The organism is Halopseudomonas salina, from assembly GCF_008641105.1.
In genome coordinates, this window is sequence record NZ_VTTI01000010.1 from 121,547 (window position 1) to 142,641 (window position 21,095).

The window sequence follows — 21,095 nt, forward strand, 5'->3', positions numbered from 1 at the left end:
ATGGCTTACCGGTCCGCGCTGGAGGGCTGCTCCACAGGCTGCCCGTCGACCGGTAATTCTCTTAGAGCGATGTAGCGTTCGCTGCGTCGGGTACGATCCATGACCTGCCCGACCAGTTGGCCACAGGCGGCATCGATATCTTCACCCCGGGTGGTCCGAACGGTAACGTTGTAACCCGCCTTGTGCAGCATATCCTGAAAGCGGCGAATACTGTTGTTACTTGGCCGCTCGTAACCCGAATGGGGAAAGGGATTGAATGGGATGAGATTGATCTTGCACGGCGTTTCGCGGAGCAGCTCAATCATCTCTTCGGCATGTTCCGGCTGATCATTGATGTCCTTGAGCATGGTGTACTCGATGGTCAACACCCGCTTCTCGCCCAGTCTGGCCATATATCGATTGCAGGCGGGCAGTAGAACTTCCAGCGGATACTTCTTGTTCAGCGGGACCAGCTGGTTACGCAGGGCGTTGTTGGGTGCATGCAGCGACAAGGCCAATGCTACGTCAGTCACCTCGCCCAGCTTCTCGATCATCGGCACGACACCGGAGGTCGACAGCGTAACCTTGCGCTTGGATATCCCATAACCCAGATCATCCATCATCAACAACATGGCATCGAGCACATTGTCGAAGTTCAGTAGTGGCTCACCCATGCCCATCATCACCACGTTGGTAATGGCGCGGTCCGTCTTGGCCGGGATACTGCCGAACGACTTGTTGGCGATCCAGACCTGGCCGATGATTTCAGCCACGCTCAGATCACTATTGAAACCCTGCTTGCCGGTAGAGCAGAAACTGCAGTCCAGCGCACATCCCGCTTGGGAAGACACACACAAGGTGCCCCGCCCATTCTGAGGGATGTAGACAGTCTCCACACAGCTGCCAGAGGCAACGCGTACGACCCACTTGCGTGTGCCGTCGGTGGAGATATCTTCGCTGACCACTTCCGGCGGACGAATCTCGGCGCAGGCTGCGAGCTTTTCACGCAGCGCCTTGCTGACATTCGTCATTTCGTCGAAATTACCGACACCCTGGTGATGAATCCACTTCATAAGCTGTCCGGCACGGAAGCGCTTTTCCCCGAGGCTCTCGAAGAAGGCTTCCATTTTCGGCTGGGTCAGACCCAGCAGATTAACTTTGCCGTTGGCATTGGTTGTAGCAGTCACATCATCACCCTGGTGTTGAAAGTCGTCTCAGCCGCGCGGGCAAAGATCAGTTTCTGCGAAAAAATAACCGATTTCGCGAGCCGCTGAGGTAGTGGAATCCGAACCATGTACAGCGTTGGCATCGATGGATTCAGCGAAATCAGCGCGAATGGTGCCTGCGTCGGCTTCCTTGGGGTTGGTGGCGCCCATCAGTTCACGGTTCTTCAGCACGGCGCCTTCGCCTTCCAGCACCTGCACAACAACCGGACCGGAGGTCATGAAGCCAACCAGATCCTTGAAGAAGGGACGTGCACTGTGCTCGGCATAGAAGCCTTCAGCATCGGACTGGGACAGCTGAACCATCTTGGCAGCCACAACGCTCAGACCCGCCTTCTCGAAACGGCTGATGATCTGACCAACAACATTCTTGGCAACGGCGTCGGGCTTGATGATGGACAGGGTACGTTCTACGGCCATGGAAAACTCTCCAGAAAATAATTGTGAGGTGAGAAATTTTACGAAATTGTTAACCCGCGGATTATACGCAGGTTAGAGGGAAATACATACCGGCCAGCAGATTCACCAGCCTAGCGCGAGGGGGCAACCGGTTCAGCCGCCCTGGCGCAACCTGGGAACCACAGTGCAGAGTATCTGCGCAGCACGTTTCACTTCGTCGGCCGAGGTAAAGCGACCCAACGAGAGACGCAGCGACCCCTGGGCAAGCGCATTGGACATACCCAGTGCACGCAGCACATAGGATGGCTCAACCGAGGCAGAAGTACAGGCCGAACCCGAAGATAGAGCCAGATCTTTCAAGGCAAGAAGCAGTAGCTCCCCGTCCACTCCGGCAAAGGCAAGATTGAGGTTGTGCGGTATGCGACGCTCACGGCTACCATTGAGAAACACCTCGGGCAACTCGGCCAGACCGGCCAGCAACAGGTCGCGCAGGTCGCTAATGCGCTGATGTTCCTGGTCCATCAATTCCCCGGCCAGAGCAAAACAGGCTCCCATACCGACAATCTGATGGGTGGGCAGGGTACCTGAACGCATGCCACGCTCGTGACCACCCCCGTGAATCTGCGCCTCAAGCCGCAGGGAGGGATCACGGCGCACGTAGAGCGCTCCAACACCCTTGGGCCCGTAGGTCTTGTGGGCACAGAAGGACATGAGATCAACCGGTAACTGATGCAGATCGATCGGCAGCTTTCCAGTGGACTGCGCCGCGTCCACATGCATCAACGCCCCCCCTGAGCGGGCAATATGACCCAGAGCCGCAATATCGTTGATGGTGCCAATCTCGTTGTTTACGTGCATAAGCGATACAAGAATGGTGTCCTCGCGCATCGCCTGCTGTAGTTGCTGCGGCTCGATGATCCCCGAAGCTTCCGGTTTGAGCCAGGTCACTTCGAAACCCTCACGCTCCAGTTGATGACAACTATCGAGCACCGCCTTGTGCTCGATCTGCGACGTGATGATATGCCGTCCACGCTCGGCACGACAGCGCGCCGCACCCTTGATCGCCAGATTATCGGACTCGGTCGCGCCAGAGGTCCAGACTATTTCCCGCGGGTCGGCACCCACCAGGTCAGCTACCTGGCGCCGCGCAAGCTCTACCGCCTCCTCGGCCTTCCAGCCGTAGATGTGTGAGCGTGAAGCCGGGTTAGCAAAATTGCCGTCCATCGTCAGACAACCCATCATCTTTTCGGCAACCGCAGGGTCAACCGGGGTAGTGGCGGCGTAATCGAGATAGATCGGCAACATCGGCATCGTGTCCTATAAACGCCCAGCATCGCTGGCATCATCGGATTTGGCTTCAACGCTATCGACTTCAGCCTTGAGCAGATCGAAATCCTCGCCGCCCAGCACTGGCAGCTCCTTGGCACAGTAATCACTGCCAAGCTCGCCCAGGGCGTGGCACATACCTTCCAGGCGACTGTCCACCGCCTGCATATGGTCAAGCATCTGACCGATTGCCCGAGCTACCGGGTCAGGCGTATCACGGGTGACCCCATAGGCATCGAAACCGAGCTTTTCGGCCATGGCCTGACGCTTGGCGCATTGCTCGTCGGCACGCTTATCCGACTCCTTGAGAATGACACGACCAGGTATACCCACCGCAGTTGCACCAGCAGGCACAGCCTTGGTGACTACCGCATTGGATCCGATCTTGGCACCGGCACCCACCGTGAAAGGCCCCAGCACCTTGGCCCCGGCACCCACAACCACACCGTCTTCCAGGGTTGGATGGCGCTTGCCCTTATCCCAACTGGTGCCACCCAGAGTGACCCCCTGATACAGCGTTACATCATTACCGATCTCGGCCGTCTCGCCGATGACCACCCCCATGCCGTGGTCAATAAAGAAACGGCGACCCAGTTTCGCGCCGGGATGAATCTCGATACCGGTCGCCCAGCGGGCGAAGTTCGACACCATGCGCGCTACCAGTCTGGCGTTACGCACCCACAGCGCATGGGCCAGTCGATGCAACCAGATGGCGTGCAGCCCGGGATAGCAGAACAGCACCTCCACGGTGCTGCGTGCTGCCGGATCCCGGTGGAACACACTGGCAATATCTTCCTTCATACGCTTGAACATGGTTAACGTCTCCGCTCACCGGTCGCTTTCACGCCGATGGCTTTCTGTGTTTCGGTAAGGATGCCACGCAGAATGTTCATTTCCATCCGATTTATCCGGATCCGGCCATACAGGCGGCGCAGTCGTGGCATCAATTGTCTGGGTTTCTGCGGGTCGAGGAAGCCGATTTCAACCAGCACCTGCTGCAGATGGCCAAAATATTGCTCCATCTCCTCGGCAGTAGTGGGAATTTCGTTCTGGGTTGCCGTGGTTTCGATCTTTTGCATGTGGGTAGGCTGGTCCTGACGCTTGAGCACCAGCATACGCAGTTCATAGGCCAGAACCTGTACCGCGGCCGCCAGATTCAAAGAGCTGAAGTCCGGATTCGAAGGTATATGCACATGGAACTGGCAACGCTGCAGCTCTTCGCTAGTCAGGCCGGAATCTTCCCGTCCGAATACCAGCGCCACCTGTGCACCCGGCAGCTCGGCTATCTGATCGAGCACCTTTTCCGCCGCTTCGCGAGGGTCTACTACCGGCCAGGGGATGCGCCTGTCCCGCGCACTTGTACCCATCACCAGCACGCAGTCGGCGATAGCTTCCTCAAGGGTGGGGACAATCAAGGCGCCTTCGAGCACATCGTCGGCTCCGGCCCCGCGTGCAGCGGCATTGGGATCCGGAAAACGCTGCGGATCGACCAGTACCAAGCGGGTGAGCCCCATATTTTTCATTGCGCGGGCCGCGCCACCGATATTGCCGGGATGACTGGTATTGACCAGAACCACTCGAACGTTGTCCAGCACGTAAGCACTCCACGACGGTTGCGCCGGTTGGCGAGGAACCGCACATCTTACAAAAGCCAGCACACAAAGGCCATGATGCATTCATGTTGGCTGGCTTATCTGCTACAATTTCTGGCTCTTCGAAACCCCCTAATCAGAGACACCCGTATGCAGCCCATGTTGAACATCGCCCTGCGCGCCGCACGCAGCGCAGGAGAACTGATCTATCGCTCCGTAGAGCGGCTTGACGTTCTGACCGTCAACGAGAAAGAGGCCAACGATTACGTTACCGAAGTTGACCGGGCTGCCGAACAGACCATCATCGCCCATCTGCGCAAGGCCTACCCGAATCACGGCATTCATGCCGAGGAATCCGGCTTTCAGCCTGGCCAGGGTGACGGCGCCGACATTGTCTGGATCATCGATCCGCTGGACGGCACTACCAACTTTATCCGCGGTATTCCTCACTATGCAGTCAGCATCGCCTGCCGCATCAAGGGCAGAATTGAACACGCAGTTGTGCTGGACCCGGTTCGCCAGGAAGAATTCACCGCCAGCCGCGGCCGCGGAGCGTCCCTCAACGGCAAGCGCTTGCGGGTAACCTCACGCAAGACACTGGACGGTGCGCTCCTGGGCACGGGCTTCCCGTTCCGCCAGAACCAGATGGAATCACTGGACAACTACCTGGGCATGTTCCGCAGCCTGGTTGGCCAGACCGCCGGCATCCGCCGCTGCGGCGCAGCCAGCCTGGATTTGGCCTATGTGGCAGCTGGCCGCTATGACGCCTTCTGGGAGGCCGGCCTGGCCGAGTGGGACATGGCAGCTGGCACACTGCTGATTCAGGAAGCAGGCGGCCTGGTCAGCGACTTCACCGGTGACCACCACTTCCTGGAGAAAGGCCATATCGTGGCCGGCAACCCCAAGTGCTTCAAGGCGGTACTGACTGCCATTCAGCCGCACCTGGCGCCAGGCATGAAGCGCTAAGGCGCTTCAGCCAGCTGCAAGCTTCAAGCTTCCAGCGGCAAGCGGCAAGCTTCAAGCAGGCCGGAGTGGCTCGAAGCTGGAAGCAAAAAAGGTTCTTCGCTTTGGTCCGTATCGCAACGGACTTTAGCCAAGAACCTTTTTTTACGTCTGCACGGCCAGCTTGAAGCTTACCGCTTGTCGCTTGAGGCTTGAGGCTTCTAGCTTTTAGCTTGCCGCTTGCCGCTTGAAACTTGCCGCTCGGCGGCGTGCTGCCGTTAGGGGCGGTCGTCCACTTCTTCTTCAATCTGCGGCGGAATCAGATCTTCGCGGGTCAGGTTCATCGTCATCAACAGGCCGTTGGCCACATAGATAGACGAATAGGTACCGATACCCACACCGATGATCAGCGCCAGCGCAAAACCCTGGATATTCTCGCCACCGAAAAAGTACAGCGCGAAAAGTACCAGCAAGGTCGATGCCGATGTTGCCAAGGTTCGCGCCAGCGTCTGAGTAGTGGATACGTTGATCACTTCTTCCAGATCGGCATTGCGCATCACTCGCAGGTTTTCCCGGACCCGGTCAAACACCACGATAGTATCGTTCAGCGAATAACCGATCACCGCCAGCAATGCCGCCAGCACCGTCAGATCGAAGGACAAGCCGAAGAACGAGAAGATACCCAGCGTGAAAATCACGTCGTGAACCAGCGCCACGATGGAGGCCACGGCGAACTTCATCTGAAAACGCAGCGAGACGTAGAGCAGGATTCCGCCCATCGCCAGCAGCATGCCCAGGCCGCCCTGATCACGCAGCTCTTCACCTACCTGCGGCCCGATGAACTCGATACGCTTGATGGTGACTTCACCGCCTTCTTCACTCTGGACGATTTCCGCGATCCGGCTACCCAGATCTGGATCTTCACTGGCCAGCCGGATCAGCACGTCGGTGGATGCACCAAAGTTCTGTACCACCGCATCGTCGTAACCCGCCGCGCGCAGGATGGTTCTAACCTCGGACAGATCCGCTGCTGACTCGTATTGCAGCTCGACCAGCGCGCCACCTGTGAAGTCGAGGCCCAGATTGAGCTGCTTGACCGCAAGGCTGGCGATGGAGCCGATCATGAGAACAACGGCGACTGCGAAGAAGAACTTGCGCAGCCCCATGAAGTTGATGCTTTTACTGGTAATCATGACGCGCTCCTCACAGCCACAGCTTCTTGATGTCACGCCCACCAATGGTCAGGTTGACCATCGCCCGGGTGACCATGATGGCACTGAACATCGATGTAAGAATGCCCAGCGAGAGCGTTACCGCAAAGCCCTTGATCGGACCGGAGCCCATGGCAAACAGGATCACACCCACCAGCAGGGTTGTAAGGCTGCCGTCGATGATCGCAGAAAATGCCTTGTCGTAACCTTCGTGGATAGCCCGTTGCGCTGATACTCCACCGGCAATTTCCTCCTTGATACGGGAAAAGATCAGCACGTTGGCGTCCACCGCCATACCCAGCGTCAACACGATACCCGCAATACCCGGCAACGTCAGCGTGGCGCCCAGCAGAGACATCAGAGCCAGTAGCAGCACCAGGTTGAAGCTCAACGCAATCCCCGCGAACACCCCAAAAACCTTGTACAGAATCAGCATGAAGATCAGCACAAGCACGAAACCGGCTTGCGTGGCCGATATGCCTTTGGCGATGTTCTCCGCACCCAGGCTCGGACCTACGGTACGCTCTTCAACGAAGTACATCGGCGCTGCCAGACCACCGGCACGAAGCAACAAGGCCAGTTCAGAAGATTCTGCAGGCGAATCCAGCCCGGTAATCCGGAACTGGTTGCCCAGCGTACTCTGAATAGTCGCCAGGCTGATGATGCTCTTTTCCTCGATAAAGGCCGGCACATCCACTTCGACCATCTCACCGTCGACTTCCTGCTGAACCTTGCGGGAAATCTGCCGTTGCTCGATGAAGATCACCGCCATACCGCGGCCCACGTTGTTGCGCGTGGCGCGGGTCATCATGTCGCCGCCAGGGCCATCCAGACGAATATTGACCTGGGGCTGACCGTTCTCGTCATAGTTGGACTGTGCATCGGTGACCTGGTCACCGGTGAGAATGATGCTGCGCTCTACGTCAGCTGGTGGCCGCTTGTCACCGCGAAAGTCAAAGGTCTCAACAGTGGCGCGTGGCGCATCCGGCTCCGCACCAAGGCGAAACTCGAGGTTCGCCGTTTTGCCCAGAATACGCTTGGCTTCGGCCGTGTCCTGCACACCTGGCAGCTCCACCACGATGCGATTGGCACCCTGACGCTGAACCAGCGGCTCTGCAACACCCAGCTCGTTCACCCGATTACGCACCGTAGTCAGGTTCTGACGCACCGAATAATCACGAATTTCTGCCATTTCGGCTTCAGTCAGGGTCAGACGCAGCACTTCCAGTTCTTCACGGCTGACGGTAGTCATCTGGAACTGGTTGTAGTCGGCACCGATCAGACGCTGTGCTTCCGACAACTGCGCCTCATCAGTAAACCCGAACTGCAGCACATTGCCCTGATTGGGCATGCTGCGATAGCGCACACGCTCCCCGCGCAACAGATTCCGGATTTCGCTTTCGTACACATTGACCCGCGCTTCAATGGCCTTGTCCATGTCCACTTCCAGCAGGAAGTGCACACCGCCAGACAGATCGAGACCCAGCTTCATGGGACCGGCGCCAATGTTCATCAGCCACTGCGGCGTGGTTGGAGCCAGATTCTGGGCAACGATGAATTCCTGGCCAAGGGTGCGGCGCACCACATCCTGCGCTGCCAGCTGGTCTGCCCGGTTGACCAGACGCACCAGCCCGGAGCGATCAAGATCGCCCAGATCAGTGCCCTTGGTCTCTATACCGGCCGACTGCAACGCGGACTCGATACGATCCAACTCACGCTGCTCGATAGTCTGACCAGTCTGTGCGCCGGAAATCTGAATAGCCGGGTCGTCCGGATAAAGGTTAGGCAATGCGTAGATCACGCCGAGCACGAGTACGGCGACGATCAGCAGGTATTTCCAGAGGGGATAACGGTTGAGCATATCGGAGCCCGATAACAATCCGGGCGCCAAAGGGCGCCCGAAGAAAGGTGGTTGGTGCGGATCAGATGGCTTTCAATGTGCCCTTGGGCAGCGCCGCTACAACAGCGCCCTTCTGGAACTTCAGCTCCTGGCCTTCGCTCACTTCCAGCACGATGAACTCGTCGGTAACTTTCTTGACCTTGCCAAGAATACCGCCGCCGGTGACAACCTCATCACCTACGCCCAGACCGCCAATCAGATTCTTGTGTTCCTTGGCGCGCTTGGCCTGGGGACGCCAGATCATCAGATAAAAGATAACCAGAAAACCGACCAGAAAAATCCACTCGAAACCACCACCCATAGGGGCTGCAGCCCCAGCTTCCTGGGCCATGGCGGCAGGTATGAAAAAGCTCATGTGACACTCCTGTAGTATTTACTCGAAAGAAAGATCAAGGGCGCTTCCAGAGCGCTTTTCAGGCCTCCAGGGGAGGTACCGGCAAGCCAATCCGAGCGTAGAAGTCGTCCACAAAGGCGCTCAATGTACCTGTTTGGATGGCACCGCGCAAACCGCTCATCAGGCGCTGGTAGTAGCGCAGATTGTGGATGGTGTTAAGCATACTGCCGAGCATTTCATCGCACTTGTCCAGATGGTGCAGATATCCGCGGGAAAAATTCTGGCAGGTGTAGCAGTCGCACGTCGGATCCAGCGTCGAAGAGTCGTGCTTGTGCACCGCGTTGCGGATCTTGATCACGCCCGCATCAACAAAGAGGTAGCCATTGCGCGCGTTGCGTGTGGGCATCACACAATCGAACATATCCACCCCGCGGCGTACCCCTTCAACCAGATCCTGGGGCTTGCCGACACCCATCAGATAGCGCGGCTTGTCGGCCGGCATGTGCTGGGGCAAGAAGTCCAGGACCTTGATCATCTCTTCCTTTGGCTCGCCGACAGACAGCCCGCCAATCGCCAGACCGTCGAAGCCGATTTCGTTCAAGCCTTCCAGCGAACGCAAACGTAGCTCTTCATGCATGCCGCCCTGCACAATCCCGAACAGCGCAGAGGGATTATCGCCGTGAGCGTCCTTGGAGCGTTTCGCCCAGCGCAGGGACAACTCCATCGAGCGGCGAGCAGTATCAACGTCCGCGGGATAGGGGGTGCACTCATCGAAGATCATTACGATATCCGAGCCCAGGTCCCGTTGAACCTGCATCGACTCCTCCGGCCCCATGAATACCTTGGCGCCATCAACCGGGGAGGAGAAATACACGCCCTCCTCCTTGATTTTGCGCATGGCGCCAAGACTGAACACCTGAAAACCGCCGGAATCGGTCAGAATCGGACCTTGCCATTGCATGAAGTCATGCAGATCCCCGTGCGCCTTGATCACCTCTGTGCCAGGGCGCAGCCACAGGTGAAAGGTATTGCCAAGAATGATTTGGGCGCCAATCGCTTCCACATCGCGGGGCAACATGCCCTTGACCGTGCCGTAGGTACCCACCGGCATGAACGCGGGGGTTTCCACCGCACCGCGGGGGAAAGTCAGCCTGCCGCGACGCGCCTTGCCGTCGGTGGCCAGCAACTCGAAGTTCATGTGACTCATGCTAGGTCCTCGGGTCCGGCCGCGGCCGGATTGCGGGTGATGAACATGGCATCACCGTAACTGAAAAAGCGGTAATGCTCCGCGACTGCTGCCTGATAGGCCGCCATGGTTTGCGTATAACCGGCAAACGCCGACACCAGCATCAGGAGCGTCGATTCCGGCAGATGGAAATTGGTCACCAGGGCGTCAACCACATGGAAGGGTCGCCCCGGGTAGATAAATATATCGGTATCGCCACTAAAGGGCTTCAGCTCGCCATCTCGGGCCGCGGTTTCAAGGGATCGCACGCTGGTGGTGCCCACTGCGATCACCCTGCCCCCGCTTGCCTTGCAGGCCTTGACCGCGTTGACCACGTCCGCGCCGACTTCCAGCCATTCGCTATGCATCTGGTGATCTTCGATACGCTCGACCCGCACGGGCTGGAAGGTGCCAGCCCCAACATGCAGGGTTACCTCAGCGCGCTGCACGCCCTTGTCGGCAATCGCCTGGAGCATTTCATTGTCAAAATGCAGGCCCGCGGTCGGCGCCGCCACCGCTCCAGCCTTCTGTGCATATACCGTCTGATAGCGCTCACGGTCCGCCGGCTCGTCGGCGCGGTCGATGTAGGGCGGTAGAGGCATATGGCCGACGCGCTCAAGCAATGGCAGTACATCTTCATCGAAGGCAAGCTCGAATAGCGCATCGTGACGCACAACCATGACCGCGACTGCACCGCCGTCGACGATAATGCGCCCACCTGCCTTGGGCGACTTGCTGGCCCGCACGTGCGCCAGCACACGCCGCGCGTCGAGCACACGCTCGACAAGTATCTCGAGCTGACCTCCAGTTTCCTTGCGACCAAAGAGCCGCGCAGGTATCACTCGGGTATTATTGAATACCATCAGATCGCCAGGCTGCAGATATTCCAGCAGATCAACGAAATGCCGGTGGGTCACCTTGCCGCTTGGACCGTCCAGGCACAAAAGACGGCTACTACGCCGCTCCGTTAGCGGGTGGTGTGCAATCAGGCTGTCTGGCAGATCGAAATGAAAGTCACTGAGACGCATGCAGAGATCGCTTCCGGACGTAGGAAAATGGCCGCACATAATAGCCGAAACCCGAACCCCGGGCCAAAGAAAGCGCATTTATTACAGCTTTCGGCATTGACCATCAACCCGCGGGATTCGTATACTCCGCGCCGTCTGTACTAAAGCACAGGCCTCGATGGCGGAATTGGTAGACGCGGCGGATTCAAAATCCGTTTCTGGTGACAGAGTGGGAGTTCGATTCTCCCTCGAGGCACCATTTGCACAGCAAATGGTCATTAAATTACAGACCCATCCCGGTGATTTCGCACCAAAGCATTCTCTTCAAGTACCGCTTGCAAAGCGTCTTCAATACTAGCAAAAGGCTATTGCCGTTTTTCGGACCTTGAAATATATTGCGTTTCCTCGGTTTTTTATGACCCGAGGTAATAAAAAATAATTCAGGAAGAATGAAAAACATGAAAATTAGAATCTTGGCTGCCGCCGCTATTGTTGCTTGTGTCTCTGTCAGTGCACCGTCCTTCGCACAATCCAAAGCTCCCGGCTCCGGCCCGAATCCATTCGTGGATTGCGGTATCGGCGCAGCTCTCTTCCCCAACACCGGTTGGGCTGCAGTTACCTCCAACGTGATCTGGGATATCGGCACCACCGCGGTAACATCTGCAACGATGAGCCCTGAAACCTGCTCGGGCAAAAATCTGGCCGCAGCACTTTTCATCAATGACACCTATGAAAGTCTGGCTGAAGAGACTGCCAAAGGTGAAGGCGAGCACCTGACTACCCTGCTGAATATTCTCGAGTGCGATGCAGCACGCCAGCCTGCAGCCATCACCAGCGCCCGTACCACTCTGTCCGGCCAGGTCGGCGCGGATGGTTTTGAAAACATGAGCCACATCGAAAAAGCCGCTGGCCTTTACGATGCCATGGATCAGGCTGTAAGCCTGAGCTGTCAGGCTTGAGTCGCCGGGTCGTCGGTGCCATGCACTGGCGACCCTCTTCCCGCGGTATCCCAGAACAATAAGACTTCCAAGTGCACCATTCCCTAGTGCGACATTTGCTCCGCCTGTTCGGCTGCCTGTTATTGATCAGCAGTCAGAACGCATTCTGCGACGAACAACCGGACGCTCTTCAGGAGTTGTCCAGCCACCCTGTCTGGCTGAATCTGCTCCACTACGAAAAAGCCGGATTGCTTCAGCCTCGCTTGCAAAGCGCGATTTCGAGCCCTGAATTCTTTCTTGCTGCCGATGGCCATCAGAACCCGCTCGCTGAACTACAGGCTACCCTTGCAGCACTGCAACAGAGTGTCGCCACGGACGATGCGGCTGGATCCCATGCCGTCTGCCGGTTTCCGGCCCGGGCGCTCTGGCTGCAGAGCCAACTCGGCACTGATCTGGAACTGCACAAGAATATTAACTGCACTGACCTCGACAAATGGACGCGGGACAATACCGTTTCGTCGGTCAGCGTGGTCTTCGCCACCGGCTATCTAGGCAATCCCGCCTCGTATTACGGCCATACCTTGCTGAAATTCAATTTTACAGGCGATGGCAGCGAGGGGGGGCTGATGGACGCAAGCCTCAATTATGGCGCCATTGTGGAAAACGATGACGATCCCGTAACCTATATCTTCAAAGGTATCTTCGGGGGTTACGACGGCGGTTTCAGCCATATCAATTTCTATTTCCACAATCACAACTATGGCGAAAATGAACTACGCGATATGTGGGAATACCAGCTAGATCTGCCCCCCGATGCCGTCGAGTTGGTTACCGCACACGCCTGGGAAGTACTCGGCAAGCGTTACACCTACTATTTTTTCCGGCGCAACTGCGCATACCGCATGGCCGAAATACTCGAAATCGTTGAGGGCCTGAAAATCGTGCCCGATAGTCGGCCCTGGACCATCCCACAAAGCCTGATCCAGAGCCTGGGCGACGCCAGTTACCAGAGCAGACCGCTTTTGTCCGAGGTGCGCTACCACCCCTCTCGTCAGTCTCGGCTATACACGAAATATCAAGCACTCAGCTCGTTCGAACAGCAACTGTTCAAACAACTGGCCCTCGAAGATATCCATTTTGAGGATGCCTCATTCACTGGCGCGGACCTGCCTTCTCGCCAGCGCATCCTGGACACCCTGCTGGATTACTATCAGTTCATACGCGATCGAGCAGCTGGCGCGGAGGACCCTGCCAACCTGGCGCACCGCGAGGCGCTGGCAATGCGTTACCAACTGCCACCTGGCTTACCGTCATTTGCCAACAAAAAGCCCGAATCCCCCCATACGGGCAGGGCTCCAAGCTGGTTTCAGTTAGGCATTACCCACAATTCCGACACTTCCCATGCCCTGTCGGTGCGTTTGAGACCCGCCTATTACGACGCTCTGGATGCAGATCATGCCCATGTAAAAAGAGCTGCACTGAGCATGGGCGATCTACGCCTGCATATTTCCGATCAGGGGATAAAGCTACGCCAATTGGACCTTATCTCCATAGCAAGCGTTAGCCCTGCTCTAACCGGGCTCCCGGGAGACACAGGCACGGCTTGGAACCTCAAGGTTGGCGTAGAACCCTTGCGCCTCGACTGCGAGCACTGCCTGGTACCACGCATACAGGCGGACAGAGGTTACGGCTACCGTTTTGATGAAAGCCTGTTTAGCACCACTTATATAGGTGCAGCAGTACAGGAAAGTCGACTTCAGGAAGGTTATGGTTTTGCCCGAATTGGGGCGCGGCTGAATCTCGCAACCGGATCGTTGTGGGAGGCGCAATTGCAGGTGGAGCATCGGCTCCCAGTCGCCGCAAAGGTGTCCGCCTACAACGCCTTGCGCTTGGAAGCGAGAAGAAGCATGGGGAGCAGCCAGGACCTGCGGCTAATGTACGAGCGCAATCGAGGTGACGAACTGACTCTTGCGCTAGGGTGGTACTGGTAGAAACGAAAAAGCCTCCTGTTAAGGAGGCCATTTCCAATACGATTACAGACTGCCAATGACGCAGGGCTTTACAGCTCGTCCAGATACCGTTCGGCGTCTAGCGCCGCCATGCACCCAGCACCAGCGGAAGTAATCGCCTGGCGATAGACATGGTCGGCGACGTCGCCGGCGGCAAATACGCCCGGTATATTGGTCGCAGTCGCGTTCCCTTCCGTGCCGCTCTGAATCTTCAGGTAACCGTCCTTCATATCCAGTTGGCCTTCAAACAGGCTGGTATTGGGGGTGTGGCCAATGGCAATGAAAACGCCGCTGAGCTGGATATCTTCGGATTCACCGGTGGTCTTGGCGATGCGCATACCGGTCACACCAGTCTGATCACCCAGCACTTCATCAAGGGTGGCATTGAGCTTGAGCTCGATCTTGCCTTCAGCGACGCGTGCCAACAGCTTGTCCACCAGGATCTTCTCGGCGCGGAATATTTCGCGGCGGTGTACAACGGTGACCTTGCGAGCGATATTGGCCAGGTACAGGGCTTCCTCGACTGCCGTATTGCCGCCACCGATCACAGCCACGTCCTGGTTACGATAGAAAAAACCATCACAGGTAGCGCAGGCAGAAACGCCCTTGCCCATGAAGGCCTCTTCCGAAGGCAGGCCCAGGTAACGGGCGGAGGCGCCCGTTGCGATGATGAGGGCGTCACACTGATATTCACCCTGATCACCCCAAAGAGTGAAGGGGCGCTTGGTCAGATCGACCTTGTTGATGTGGTCGAAGAGAATCTCGGTTTCAAAGCGCTCGGCATGCTCGCGCATCCGCTCCATCAAAGCAGGTCCCTGCAAGCCTTCCACGTCGCCTGGCCAGTTGTCGACGTCAGTGGTAGTGGTCAGCTGGCCGCCCATCTGCATGCCTGTGATCAACACGGGCTTGAGGTTTGCTCGCGCGGCATAAACGGCGGCGCTGTAACCTGCCGGGCCGGATCCGAGAATAATCAGACGGGTGTGACGTACATCGGTCATGCTGCCTCCAGAGCACCGCGATCGCGGTGGGGTTAATATGCGGACGGTCGATTTTGGCCGGGGATCCCCGGCGGACCAGAGCAGCGTTGCATGTTAGGCCATGCATGCTGGTACTGGGTATTCCAATCACTGTATAAGCCGGATAGTTTAACCCTATCACAGCGCTCTTTTATCCTCTTTCAGCAAGGATCTGTTTCATGAAGCAAACTTCTGCCCCATTGAGCGGCCCCGACTACCTGCGTCAAGGCTGGCAACGCGTGCGCCAGCCCGGGTTGCGCCGCTTTGTGGTGATCCCGCTGCTGCTGAATCTGGCGGTGTTTGCCGCCCTGATCGGCTGGGGTATACGCCAGTTCAATATCTGGATGGCACAGTTGATGGCAACGATACCGCAGTGGCTGAGCTTCATAGAATGGCTGCTCTGGCCACTCTTTGCGCTGCTGGTCCTCCTGGTCCTGTTCTTCGGTTTCAGCATCCTGGCCAACCTTATTGCTTCGCCCTTTTATGGCTTTCTTGCGGAGAAGATAGCTGAGCAGGAACGCGGGCAGGTCAGCCCGCCTACCGGCCTGCGGGACGTCATGCTGGTGGTGCCACGCGCCCTGGGGCGGGAGTTGCGCAAAATAGCTTACTTCCTGCCACGGCTGGTCATATTGTTACTGCTCAGCTTCGTACCGGTGGTCAATCTGATCAGCTCACCACTGTTGATTGTCTTTGGTGTTTGGATGATGGCTGTGCAGTATATTGATTTGCAGGCCGACAACGATCAGGTCAGCTTTATCGATCTGCTGCGCTGGATGCGGGGCAGACGGCTGCTCTCGATGGGGTTCGGCCTGCCGGTCTACGTGGGTATGCTGATTCCGCTGATCAACCTGTTGGTGATGCCCTCCGCCGTGGCGGGTTCAACATTACTGTGGGTGCGCGAACGGGGGTCAGCGCAGACATAAAACCGTTATCAAAACGTCACACTTGCATCATCGCGGCGCTCCATACTGGGATCATGAAAACAGATCCCGTTCCGCAAAAGTGCTTTGCCCTGGTCACCGAAACCTATGCACCCCAGGTGAACGGCGTTGCCAATACCCTCGGCCATTTGTGCCGAGGGCTCCTGAACCGCGGTCATCAGATACAACTGATTCGACCGGCCCAATCAGGCGAGCATCCAGGCATCAGCAACGGCCCGGAACTGCTGGAACGACGGGTCAACGGCATGGCCATTCCACGTTACCCCGAATTGCAACTGGGCCTGCCAGCCGGCAACCGCCTGCGTGCGATGTGGAAACGGCAGCGGCCAGACGCCATCTACCTTGCGACTGAAGGCCCTCTTGGCTGGTCTGCACTGCGCGTTGCGCGGAAAATGGGCATTCCAGTCATCAGCGGCTTTCACACGCACTTCCAGCAGTATGCCGACCACTATGGCGTAGGCCTGCTGCAGCAGCCGATCATGAGTTACCTGCGCTGGTTTCATAATCGTACGCAGCTGACCCTGACCGCCTGCCCTACTCAGCAGAAGGAGCTGATGCGTGCAGGGCTGGAGAATCTTGTTCTGCTTGGTAGGGGAGTGGATTGTGAGCGCTTTCACCCGAGCCATCGCAGCACGAACCTGCGCCAGCAATGGCAGGCGGGAGAAAATGACATCGTGCTACTACACGTGGGCAGACTAGCCCCGGAAAAGAATCTTTTACTTCTGATACAAGCCTGGAAAGAAGCGCTTGAAACAACTGATCATCCGGAGCGATTACGGCTGGTCGTAGTAGGTGACGGCCCAATGCGGGCAGAATTGCAAAAGCAGTTACCCGACGCCCTCTTTACCGGCTGGTTGAACGGAGCAGAACTGGCCAGCGCTTACGCCAGTGCCGATATATTCGTATTTCCAAGTATTGTCGAAACCTTTGGCAATGTGGTGACCGAGGCAATGGCGTCGGGCCTTGCAATCAATGCGTTCGACTCCGCTGCCGCGCACCAGCACATACGTGACCGCTTCAGTGGCTGCCTTGCCCCCGTGGGAGATGCCAAGCAGTTCACCTGCAACCTCCTATGGCTGATCGATGACGTTGAGGGAAGGCGAAGCGTGCGGATACATGCTAGACACCGGGCCTGTCAGCTTGGCTGGGGCCCGGTGATTGATCGGTTCGAAGGTTACCTGAGCAGAGCTGCATCAGGTCCGGCGAAGATGACACGCGCCACCCACGCCAGAGACCCGAGGCTCAAGCCAGGGTCTTCAGAGCCTCGCGGCTGAAGGGCAGGATTTCACTGAAACGACCTTCGCGGACCTTGTCTGCCCACTCGGGGTCAACGATCAGCGCACGGCCTACCGCCACCAGGTCAAACTCATTGGCCGCCAGGCGCACCAACAGGTCGTCGATGTTGGCAGTCTGAGCCACCTTGTCGGTCTTGACCATGAATTCCAGGAACTCGCCGTCCAGTCCCACACTGCCTACAGTGATGCAGGGCTTGCCAGTGATCTTGCGGGTCCAGCCAGCCAGGTTCAGATCGGAGCCTTCAAACTCAGGCTCCCAGAAGCGGCGCTGCGAGCAGTGGAAGATATCCACGCCGGCCTCAACCAGCGGTGCCAGGAAAGCTTCCAGCAGCTCAGGCGTCGGCGCCAGGCGCGCGGTGTAGTCCTGCTGCTTCCACTGGGAGAAGCGGAAAATGATCGGATACTCGGGGCCCACAGCAGCACGCACGGCACTGATGATTTCCACCGCGAAGCGTCCACGATTTTCCATGCTGCCGCCGTACTCGTCATCGCGGGTGTTGGTACCCTCCCAGAAGAACTGGTCGATCAGGTAACCATGGGCGCCGTGCAGCTCGATCGCATCACAACCGATTTCCTTCGCATCGCGGGCAGCCTGGGCAAAGGCTTCAACTACTTCACGGATGTCGTCACGGGTCATGCCATGGACGATTTTTCTGCCGTCCTTGAGCTTTTCCATGGGACCGTAACCGGGCACATCGGCGTTCGGCTCCGCGCCCAGACGACGGGTGTTCCCCACGTGCCACAGCTGGGGTGCAATCTTGCCGCCAACCGAATGGACCGCGTCGACAACTTTCTTCCAACCGGCCAGAGACTCTTCACCATGGAAAGCGGGTACGTCAGGGTAGCCACTGGCTGCCGCGTGATTGACAGTGGTGCCTTCGGTGATGATCAGGCCCACACCGGATTCAGAGCGACGACGGTAATACTCGACAACCTGGTCAGTCGGCACACCATTGGGTGAAAAGTTACGGGTCATGGGTGCCATCACGATGCGATTGCTCAGCGTGAGGGGACCGTACTGGAAGGAGGAAAACAGTGAACTGGTGTCAGCGGACATGGATAGAACTCCTGTAGTGAGTTGAATGTTGGTTGGCAACCGCGGTTCATCGGTTATCGAGTGGACCGGTCGTCTTGTTATAGGGTCAGTGTAATAGCATCAGCCGGCCGACAGCTCCGTCAGGGCCGCAGCAGGCGCTCCAGCTGGCTGATAAAAACGCGTAACGGGCCTATTTGCCGGTCTACCTTCATGCGCAGCAAGGCACCTTCCCATGCAGCGCCAATAAAGGCGCCCAACGCATGGGGGTCTTGATCAGAGGGCAACTCGCCAGCCTCACGGGCTTCAACCAGACAATTAGCCAGCAACTCACTAGAGCGATTGAGAATGGCACTTGCGGCATAACCTATAGGTTGGCTGTCGCCTGCCTTCTCATGGCAAAGGCTACCAATGAAGCACTGGTGAGTTGGCTCATGCTGATTGGCAAAATACCCGACCAGATCCCGATAAAAACGCAGAATTCGCTCCCGGGGGCTTGCATCGTCGGCCTGCAGTGCACTGCCAAAGCGCTCTAGCCTCGGCAAGTAATAGTAATGCAGGGCCTGAATGGCAAAGTCTTCCTTGCTTTCGAAGTAATGGTAAAAGGAGCCCTTGGGCACACCGGCGCTCTGGGTGATTTCCTGCACACCCGTTCCGTTATAACCCTTGAGCAGCATCACTTCAGTGCCGGCGGCCAGAATGCGTGCGCGTTTATCTTGAATAGCGTTCATGACGACTAATATACGACCGGTCACCTATTATTAATAGCGCACCCCAGGATAATGGATTCTACTGATAACACTGAATAGCCAAACAGCGCTCACAAAAAAGGCTCCCCTTGGGAAGCCTTTTTCACTGCATGGCTTTGGCCCGGCCGTCAGCCGGGACCCTCAACCAGCCTTAGTGCTCAACGCCACCTTCACCATGGATGTGACCATGGGCGATTTCGTCTTCGGTCGCATCACGCACTTCAACCACCTTGACTTCAAAAGTCAGGCGTTGGCCAGCCAACGGATGGTTGCCGTCAACGGTCACTTCGTCACCCTCGACTGCGGTGATGGTGACAATCTGCATGCTGCCATCAGGACCGGAGGCGTGGAACTGCATGCCCGGCTCAAGCTCATCGACACCTTCGAACATGTTGCGGCCCAGCACGGCTACCAGTTCGGCGCTGAATTCGCCGTAGGCATGCTCTGGCTCAACGGTCACTTTCAGCTCGTCGCCAGGCTGCTTGCCTTCCAGCTCCTGCTCAAGACCGGGGATGATGTTACCCGCACCTTGCAGATACACCAGCGGACCACCACCAGCGGACGAATCAAGTACTTCGCCGGCATCATCGGTGAGTGTGTATTCAATCGATACGGCTTTGTTCGCAGCAATCTGCATAATTCGTCACCTGTCTTTTCGCTTAAAACGGAGCAGTTTACGCCGTTTGACCGCTGAACGCACGGGTTGACCGACGCAAGGCTGGTATAGACTATGACCCGGAAAGATTTCCGACCGCCATCTGGCCGACCACTGACGAGGTAACGATGACCCAGCGACTGGTTCTGGTAATCAATTGCGGCAGCTCCTCCATCAAATTCGCACTGCGCCGCGAGGGCGACAGTGCAGCACTGCTGAGCGGCCTTGCGGAACGGCTGGGTAGCGATCAGGCCACACTCCAATGGAAGACTGCCAGCGCGCTGGAAGAAACCTTGCTTGAGGATGGCGAACATGGATCAGCCATGGCCGCCCTGCTCCCCCTGATCGAACAGCACGCCGGCCAACCCTTGAGCGCGGTAGGTCACCGGGTGGTACATGGCGGCGAACACTTCACCCAAGCCCAGCTGATAGACAACAAAGTAATAGCTGCCATCAGTGCCAATGCCGACCTGGCACCCCTGCACAACCCCGCCAACCTGACCGGTATTCAGGCCGCAATGGCCGTTTTTCCCGACATACCCCACGTGGCTATATTCGATACTGCTTTCCACCAGAGCATGCCCGCGTACGCCTATCGCTACGCAATACCGGAAGCCCTTTACCGGGAGCACGCCATTCGCCGTTATGGCTTTCACGGAACCAGCCATCAATACGTTACCCATCGGGCGAGCCTGCTCAGTGGCCACGCGCCTGGCAGGGGCGCCTGGCTCAGTGCCCACCTGGGCAACGGATGTTCAAGCTGTGCGGTGCTGGACGGACGCAGCCTGGATACCAGCATGGGGTTGACGCCCCTCGAGGGCCTGGTAATGGGCACCCGCAGTGGCGACGTAGACCCTAACCTGCATGCTCATCTGGGCCGCACGCTGGGCTGGGACTTGCCAAGAATCGAACAACTTCTCAACCGCGAAAGCGGACTGCTGGGCCTTTCCGGGCTGACCAACGACATGCGTCAGTTGGAGGCCGCCGCCGACGACGACCACGAAGGAGCGAAACTGGCCATTGAGGTGTTCTGCTACCGACTAGCCAGATCTCTACTCGGCCTGTGCGCAGCACTGCCGCGCCTGGACGGGCTGCTGTTTACCGGCGGTATTGGCGAAAATTCGGCGAAGATTCGCGCACGCACGGTGGAACACATGGGTGCAATGGGCCTCAAACTCGATGAGGCAGCCAACAACGGCCATGCCCGTGGTGAAGCCGTTGCTATACATGCCAAAGGCTCCCCGACCATCTGGGTCATCCCCACCGACGAGGAGCGCCAGATAGCGGATGAAAGCCTGGCCCTGCTCGATCACTGACACCT

Annotated in this window: 20 protein-coding genes and 1 tRNA gene; 7 read left to right on the plus strand and 14 right to left on the minus strand. The window is 57.6% G+C overall.

Features of this window, described 5'->3' with window-relative positions:
* Positions 1–5: 5 nt before the first annotated feature.
* The 5 genes from rlmN to trmJ form a co-directional block, all read right to left on the minus strand.
* A complete protein-coding gene (rlmN, locus tag FZF01_RS15410; protein ID WP_150278090.1) occupies positions 6–1,166 on the minus strand; it encodes a 23S rRNA (adenine(2503)-C(2))-methyltransferase RlmN in 1,161 nt (386 codons plus the stop codon).
* Between the two features lie 27 nt (positions 1,167–1,193).
* Positions 1,194–1,622, minus strand: coding sequence for a nucleoside-diphosphate kinase (gene ndk / locus FZF01_RS15415; protein WP_150278089.1), 429 nt, complete (start codon positions 1,620–1,622; stop codon positions 1,194–1,196).
* 132 nt (positions 1,623–1,754) lie between these two features.
* Complete coding sequence (locus FZF01_RS15420) at positions 1,755–2,906, minus strand: IscS subfamily cysteine desulfurase (protein WP_229734567.1); 1,152 nt, start codon at positions 2,904–2,906, stop codon at positions 1,755–1,757.
* Between the two features lie 12 nt (positions 2,907–2,918).
* Positions 2,919–3,740 (minus strand): serine O-acetyltransferase, encoded by an 822-nt coding sequence (gene cysE, locus FZF01_RS15425; protein WP_150278087.1) that lies wholly within the window; start codon positions 3,738–3,740, stop codon positions 2,919–2,921.
* A 2-nt stretch (positions 3,741–3,742) separates the two neighbouring features.
* Positions 3,743–4,522: a tRNA (cytosine(32)/uridine(32)-2'-O)-methyltransferase TrmJ gene (gene trmJ / locus FZF01_RS15430; protein WP_223825471.1), complete on the minus strand. Its 780-nt coding sequence runs from the start codon at positions 4,520–4,522 to the stop codon at positions 3,743–3,745.
* A gap of 147 nt (positions 4,523–4,669) precedes the next feature.
* On the opposite strand from trmJ, the gene suhB reads away from it, so the two are divergent.
* Complete coding sequence (suhB, locus tag FZF01_RS15435) at positions 4,670–5,485, plus strand: type III secretion system regulator SuhB (RefSeq protein WP_150278085.1); 816 nt, start codon at positions 4,670–4,672, stop codon at positions 5,483–5,485.
* 254 nt (positions 5,486–5,739) lie between these two features.
* On the opposite strand, the gene secF is transcribed toward suhB, so the two are convergent.
* The 5 genes from secF to queA all read right to left on the minus strand — a co-directional run bounded on the left by secF (position 5,740) and on the right by queA (position 11,159).
* Entirely contained in the window at positions 5,740–6,654 is a 915-nt protein-coding gene (gene secF, locus FZF01_RS15440; protein WP_150278084.1) for a protein translocase subunit SecF, read from the minus strand.
* 10 nt (positions 6,655–6,664) lie between these two features.
* Positions 6,665–8,533 carry a protein translocase subunit SecD gene (gene secD, locus FZF01_RS15445; RefSeq protein ID WP_150278083.1) on the minus strand — a complete coding sequence of 623 codons (1,869 nt, stop codon included), beginning with the start codon at positions 8,531–8,533 and terminating at the stop codon, positions 6,665–6,667.
* A 61-nt stretch (positions 8,534–8,594) separates the two neighbouring features.
* Entirely contained in the window at positions 8,595–8,927 is a 333-nt protein-coding gene (gene yajC, locus FZF01_RS15450; RefSeq protein WP_150278082.1) for a preprotein translocase subunit YajC, read from the minus strand.
* A 58-nt stretch (positions 8,928–8,985) separates the two neighbouring features.
* Positions 8,986–10,104: a tRNA guanosine(34) transglycosylase Tgt gene (gene tgt / locus FZF01_RS15455; protein WP_150278202.1), complete on the minus strand. Its 1,119-nt coding sequence runs from the start codon at positions 10,102–10,104 to the stop codon at positions 8,986–8,988.
* 5 nt (positions 10,105–10,109) lie between these two features.
* Entirely contained in the window at positions 10,110–11,159 is a 1,050-nt protein-coding gene (gene queA / locus FZF01_RS15460) for a tRNA preQ1(34) S-adenosylmethionine ribosyltransferase-isomerase QueA (RefSeq protein WP_150278081.1), read from the minus strand.
* Between the two features lie 151 nt (positions 11,160–11,310).
* Between queA and FZF01_RS15465 the strand changes: the two genes are divergently transcribed.
* From FZF01_RS15465 to FZF01_RS15475, 3 genes are all read left to right on the plus strand, one after another.
* A tRNA-Leu gene (locus FZF01_RS15465) sits at positions 11,311–11,397 on the plus strand.
* Positions 11,398–11,596: 199 nt separating this feature from the next.
* A complete protein-coding gene (locus FZF01_RS15470; RefSeq protein ID WP_223825470.1) occupies positions 11,597–12,097 on the plus strand; it encodes a DUF3015 family protein in 501 nt (166 codons plus the stop codon).
* 86 nt (positions 12,098–12,183) lie between these two features.
* A complete protein-coding gene (locus FZF01_RS15475; RefSeq protein ID WP_188434456.1) occupies positions 12,184–14,067 on the plus strand; it encodes an Lnb N-terminal periplasmic domain-containing protein in 1,884 nt (627 codons plus the stop codon).
* A gap of 68 nt (positions 14,068–14,135) precedes the next feature.
* Here the strand turns inward: FZF01_RS15475 and trxB are convergent, their stop codons facing one another.
* Positions 14,136–15,083 (minus strand): thioredoxin-disulfide reductase, encoded by a 948-nt coding sequence (gene trxB, locus FZF01_RS15480; protein WP_150278079.1) that lies wholly within the window; start codon positions 15,081–15,083, stop codon positions 14,136–14,138.
* Positions 15,084–15,280: 197 nt separating this feature from the next.
* On the opposite strand from trxB, the gene cysZ reads away from it, so the two are divergent.
* Together cysZ and FZF01_RS15490 are read left to right on the plus strand one after the other, a co-directional pair.
* Complete coding sequence (gene cysZ / locus FZF01_RS15485) at positions 15,281–16,024, plus strand: sulfate transporter CysZ (protein WP_150278078.1); 744 nt, start codon at positions 15,281–15,283, stop codon at positions 16,022–16,024.
* 53 nt (positions 16,025–16,077) lie between these two features.
* Positions 16,078–17,316: a glycosyltransferase family 4 protein gene (locus FZF01_RS15490; protein ID WP_150278077.1), complete on the plus strand. Its 1,239-nt coding sequence runs from the start codon at positions 16,078–16,080 to the stop codon at positions 17,314–17,316.
* On the opposite strand, the gene FZF01_RS15495 is transcribed toward FZF01_RS15490, so the two are convergent.
* From FZF01_RS15495 to FZF01_RS15505, 3 genes are all read right to left on the minus strand, one after another.
* The gene (locus FZF01_RS15495; protein WP_150278076.1) at positions 17,285–18,394 is read right to left on the minus strand and encodes an NADH:flavin oxidoreductase; all 1,110 of its coding nucleotides are present in this window, start codon (positions 18,392–18,394) and stop codon (positions 17,285–17,287) included. The genes FZF01_RS15490 and FZF01_RS15495 overlap by 32 nt on opposite strands.
* Before the next feature lie 119 nt (positions 18,395–18,513).
* Positions 18,514–19,101 carry a TetR/AcrR family transcriptional regulator gene (locus tag FZF01_RS15500; protein ID WP_150278075.1) on the minus strand — a complete coding sequence of 196 codons (588 nt, stop codon included), beginning with the start codon at positions 19,099–19,101 and terminating at the stop codon, positions 18,514–18,516.
* Between the two features lie 169 nt (positions 19,102–19,270).
* A complete protein-coding gene (locus FZF01_RS15505; RefSeq protein ID WP_150278074.1) occupies positions 19,271–19,756 on the minus strand; it encodes an FKBP-type peptidyl-prolyl cis-trans isomerase in 486 nt (161 codons plus the stop codon).
* A gap of 146 nt (positions 19,757–19,902) precedes the next feature.
* Between FZF01_RS15505 and FZF01_RS15510 the strand changes: the two genes are divergently transcribed.
* Positions 19,903–21,090, plus strand: a complete 1,188-nt coding sequence (locus tag FZF01_RS15510; protein ID WP_150278073.1) for an acetate/propionate family kinase — start codon at positions 19,903–19,905, stop codon at positions 21,088–21,090.
* The last annotated feature ends 5 nt before the right edge of the window (positions 21,091–21,095 follow it).

Coding starts and splice junctions, on each gene's coding strand:
- ndk (WP_150278089.1), bottom strand. CDS start 1,622: ATGGCCGTAGAACGTACCCTGTCCATCATCAAGCCCGACGCCGTTGCC.
- trxB (WP_150278079.1), bottom strand. CDS start 15,083: ATGACCGATGTACGTCACACCCGTCTGATTATTCTCGGATCCGGCCCG.
- FZF01_RS15490 (WP_150278077.1), top strand. CDS start 16,078: ATGAAAACAGATCCCGTTCCGCAAAAGTGCTTTGCCCTGGTCACCGAA.
- cysE (WP_150278087.1), bottom strand. CDS start 3,740: ATGTTCAAGCGTATGAAGGAAGATATTGCCAGTGTGTTCCACCGGGAT.
- cysZ (WP_150278078.1), top strand. CDS start 15,281: ATGAAGCAAACTTCTGCCCCATTGAGCGGCCCCGACTACCTGCGTCAA.
- FZF01_RS15420 (WP_229734567.1), bottom strand. CDS start 2,906: ATGTTGCCGATCTATCTCGATTACGCCGCCACTACCCCGGTTGACCCT.
- tgt (WP_150278202.1), bottom strand. CDS start 10,104: ATGAACTTCGAGTTGCTGGCCACCGACGGCAAGGCGCGTCGCGGCAGG.
- FZF01_RS15510 (WP_150278073.1), top strand. CDS start 19,903: ATGACCCAGCGACTGGTTCTGGTAATCAATTGCGGCAGCTCCTCCATC.
- queA (WP_150278081.1), bottom strand. CDS start 11,159: ATGCGTCTCAGTGACTTTCATTTCGATCTGCCAGACAGCCTGATTGCA.
- FZF01_RS15505 (WP_150278074.1), bottom strand. CDS start 19,756: ATGCAGATTGCTGCGAACAAAGCCGTATCGATTGAATACACACTCACC.
- FZF01_RS15470 (WP_223825470.1), top strand. CDS start 11,597: ATGAAAATTAGAATCTTGGCTGCCGCCGCTATTGTTGCTTGTGTCTCT.
- FZF01_RS15500 (WP_150278075.1), bottom strand. CDS start 19,101: ATGAACGCTATTCAAGATAAACGCGCACGCATTCTGGCCGCCGGCACT.
- suhB (WP_150278085.1), top strand. CDS start 4,670: ATGCAGCCCATGTTGAACATCGCCCTGCGCGCCGCACGCAGCGCAGGA.
- secD (WP_150278083.1), bottom strand. CDS start 8,533: ATGCTCAACCGTTATCCCCTCTGGAAATACCTGCTGATCGTCGCCGTA.
- yajC (WP_150278082.1), bottom strand. CDS start 8,927: ATGAGCTTTTTCATACCTGCCGCCATGGCCCAGGAAGCTGGGGCTGCA.
- FZF01_RS15495 (WP_150278076.1), bottom strand. CDS start 18,394: ATGTCCGCTGACACCAGTTCACTGTTTTCCTCCTTCCAGTACGGTCCC.
- secF (WP_150278084.1), bottom strand. CDS start 6,654: ATGATTACCAGTAAAAGCATCAACTTCATGGGGCTGCGCAAGTTCTTC.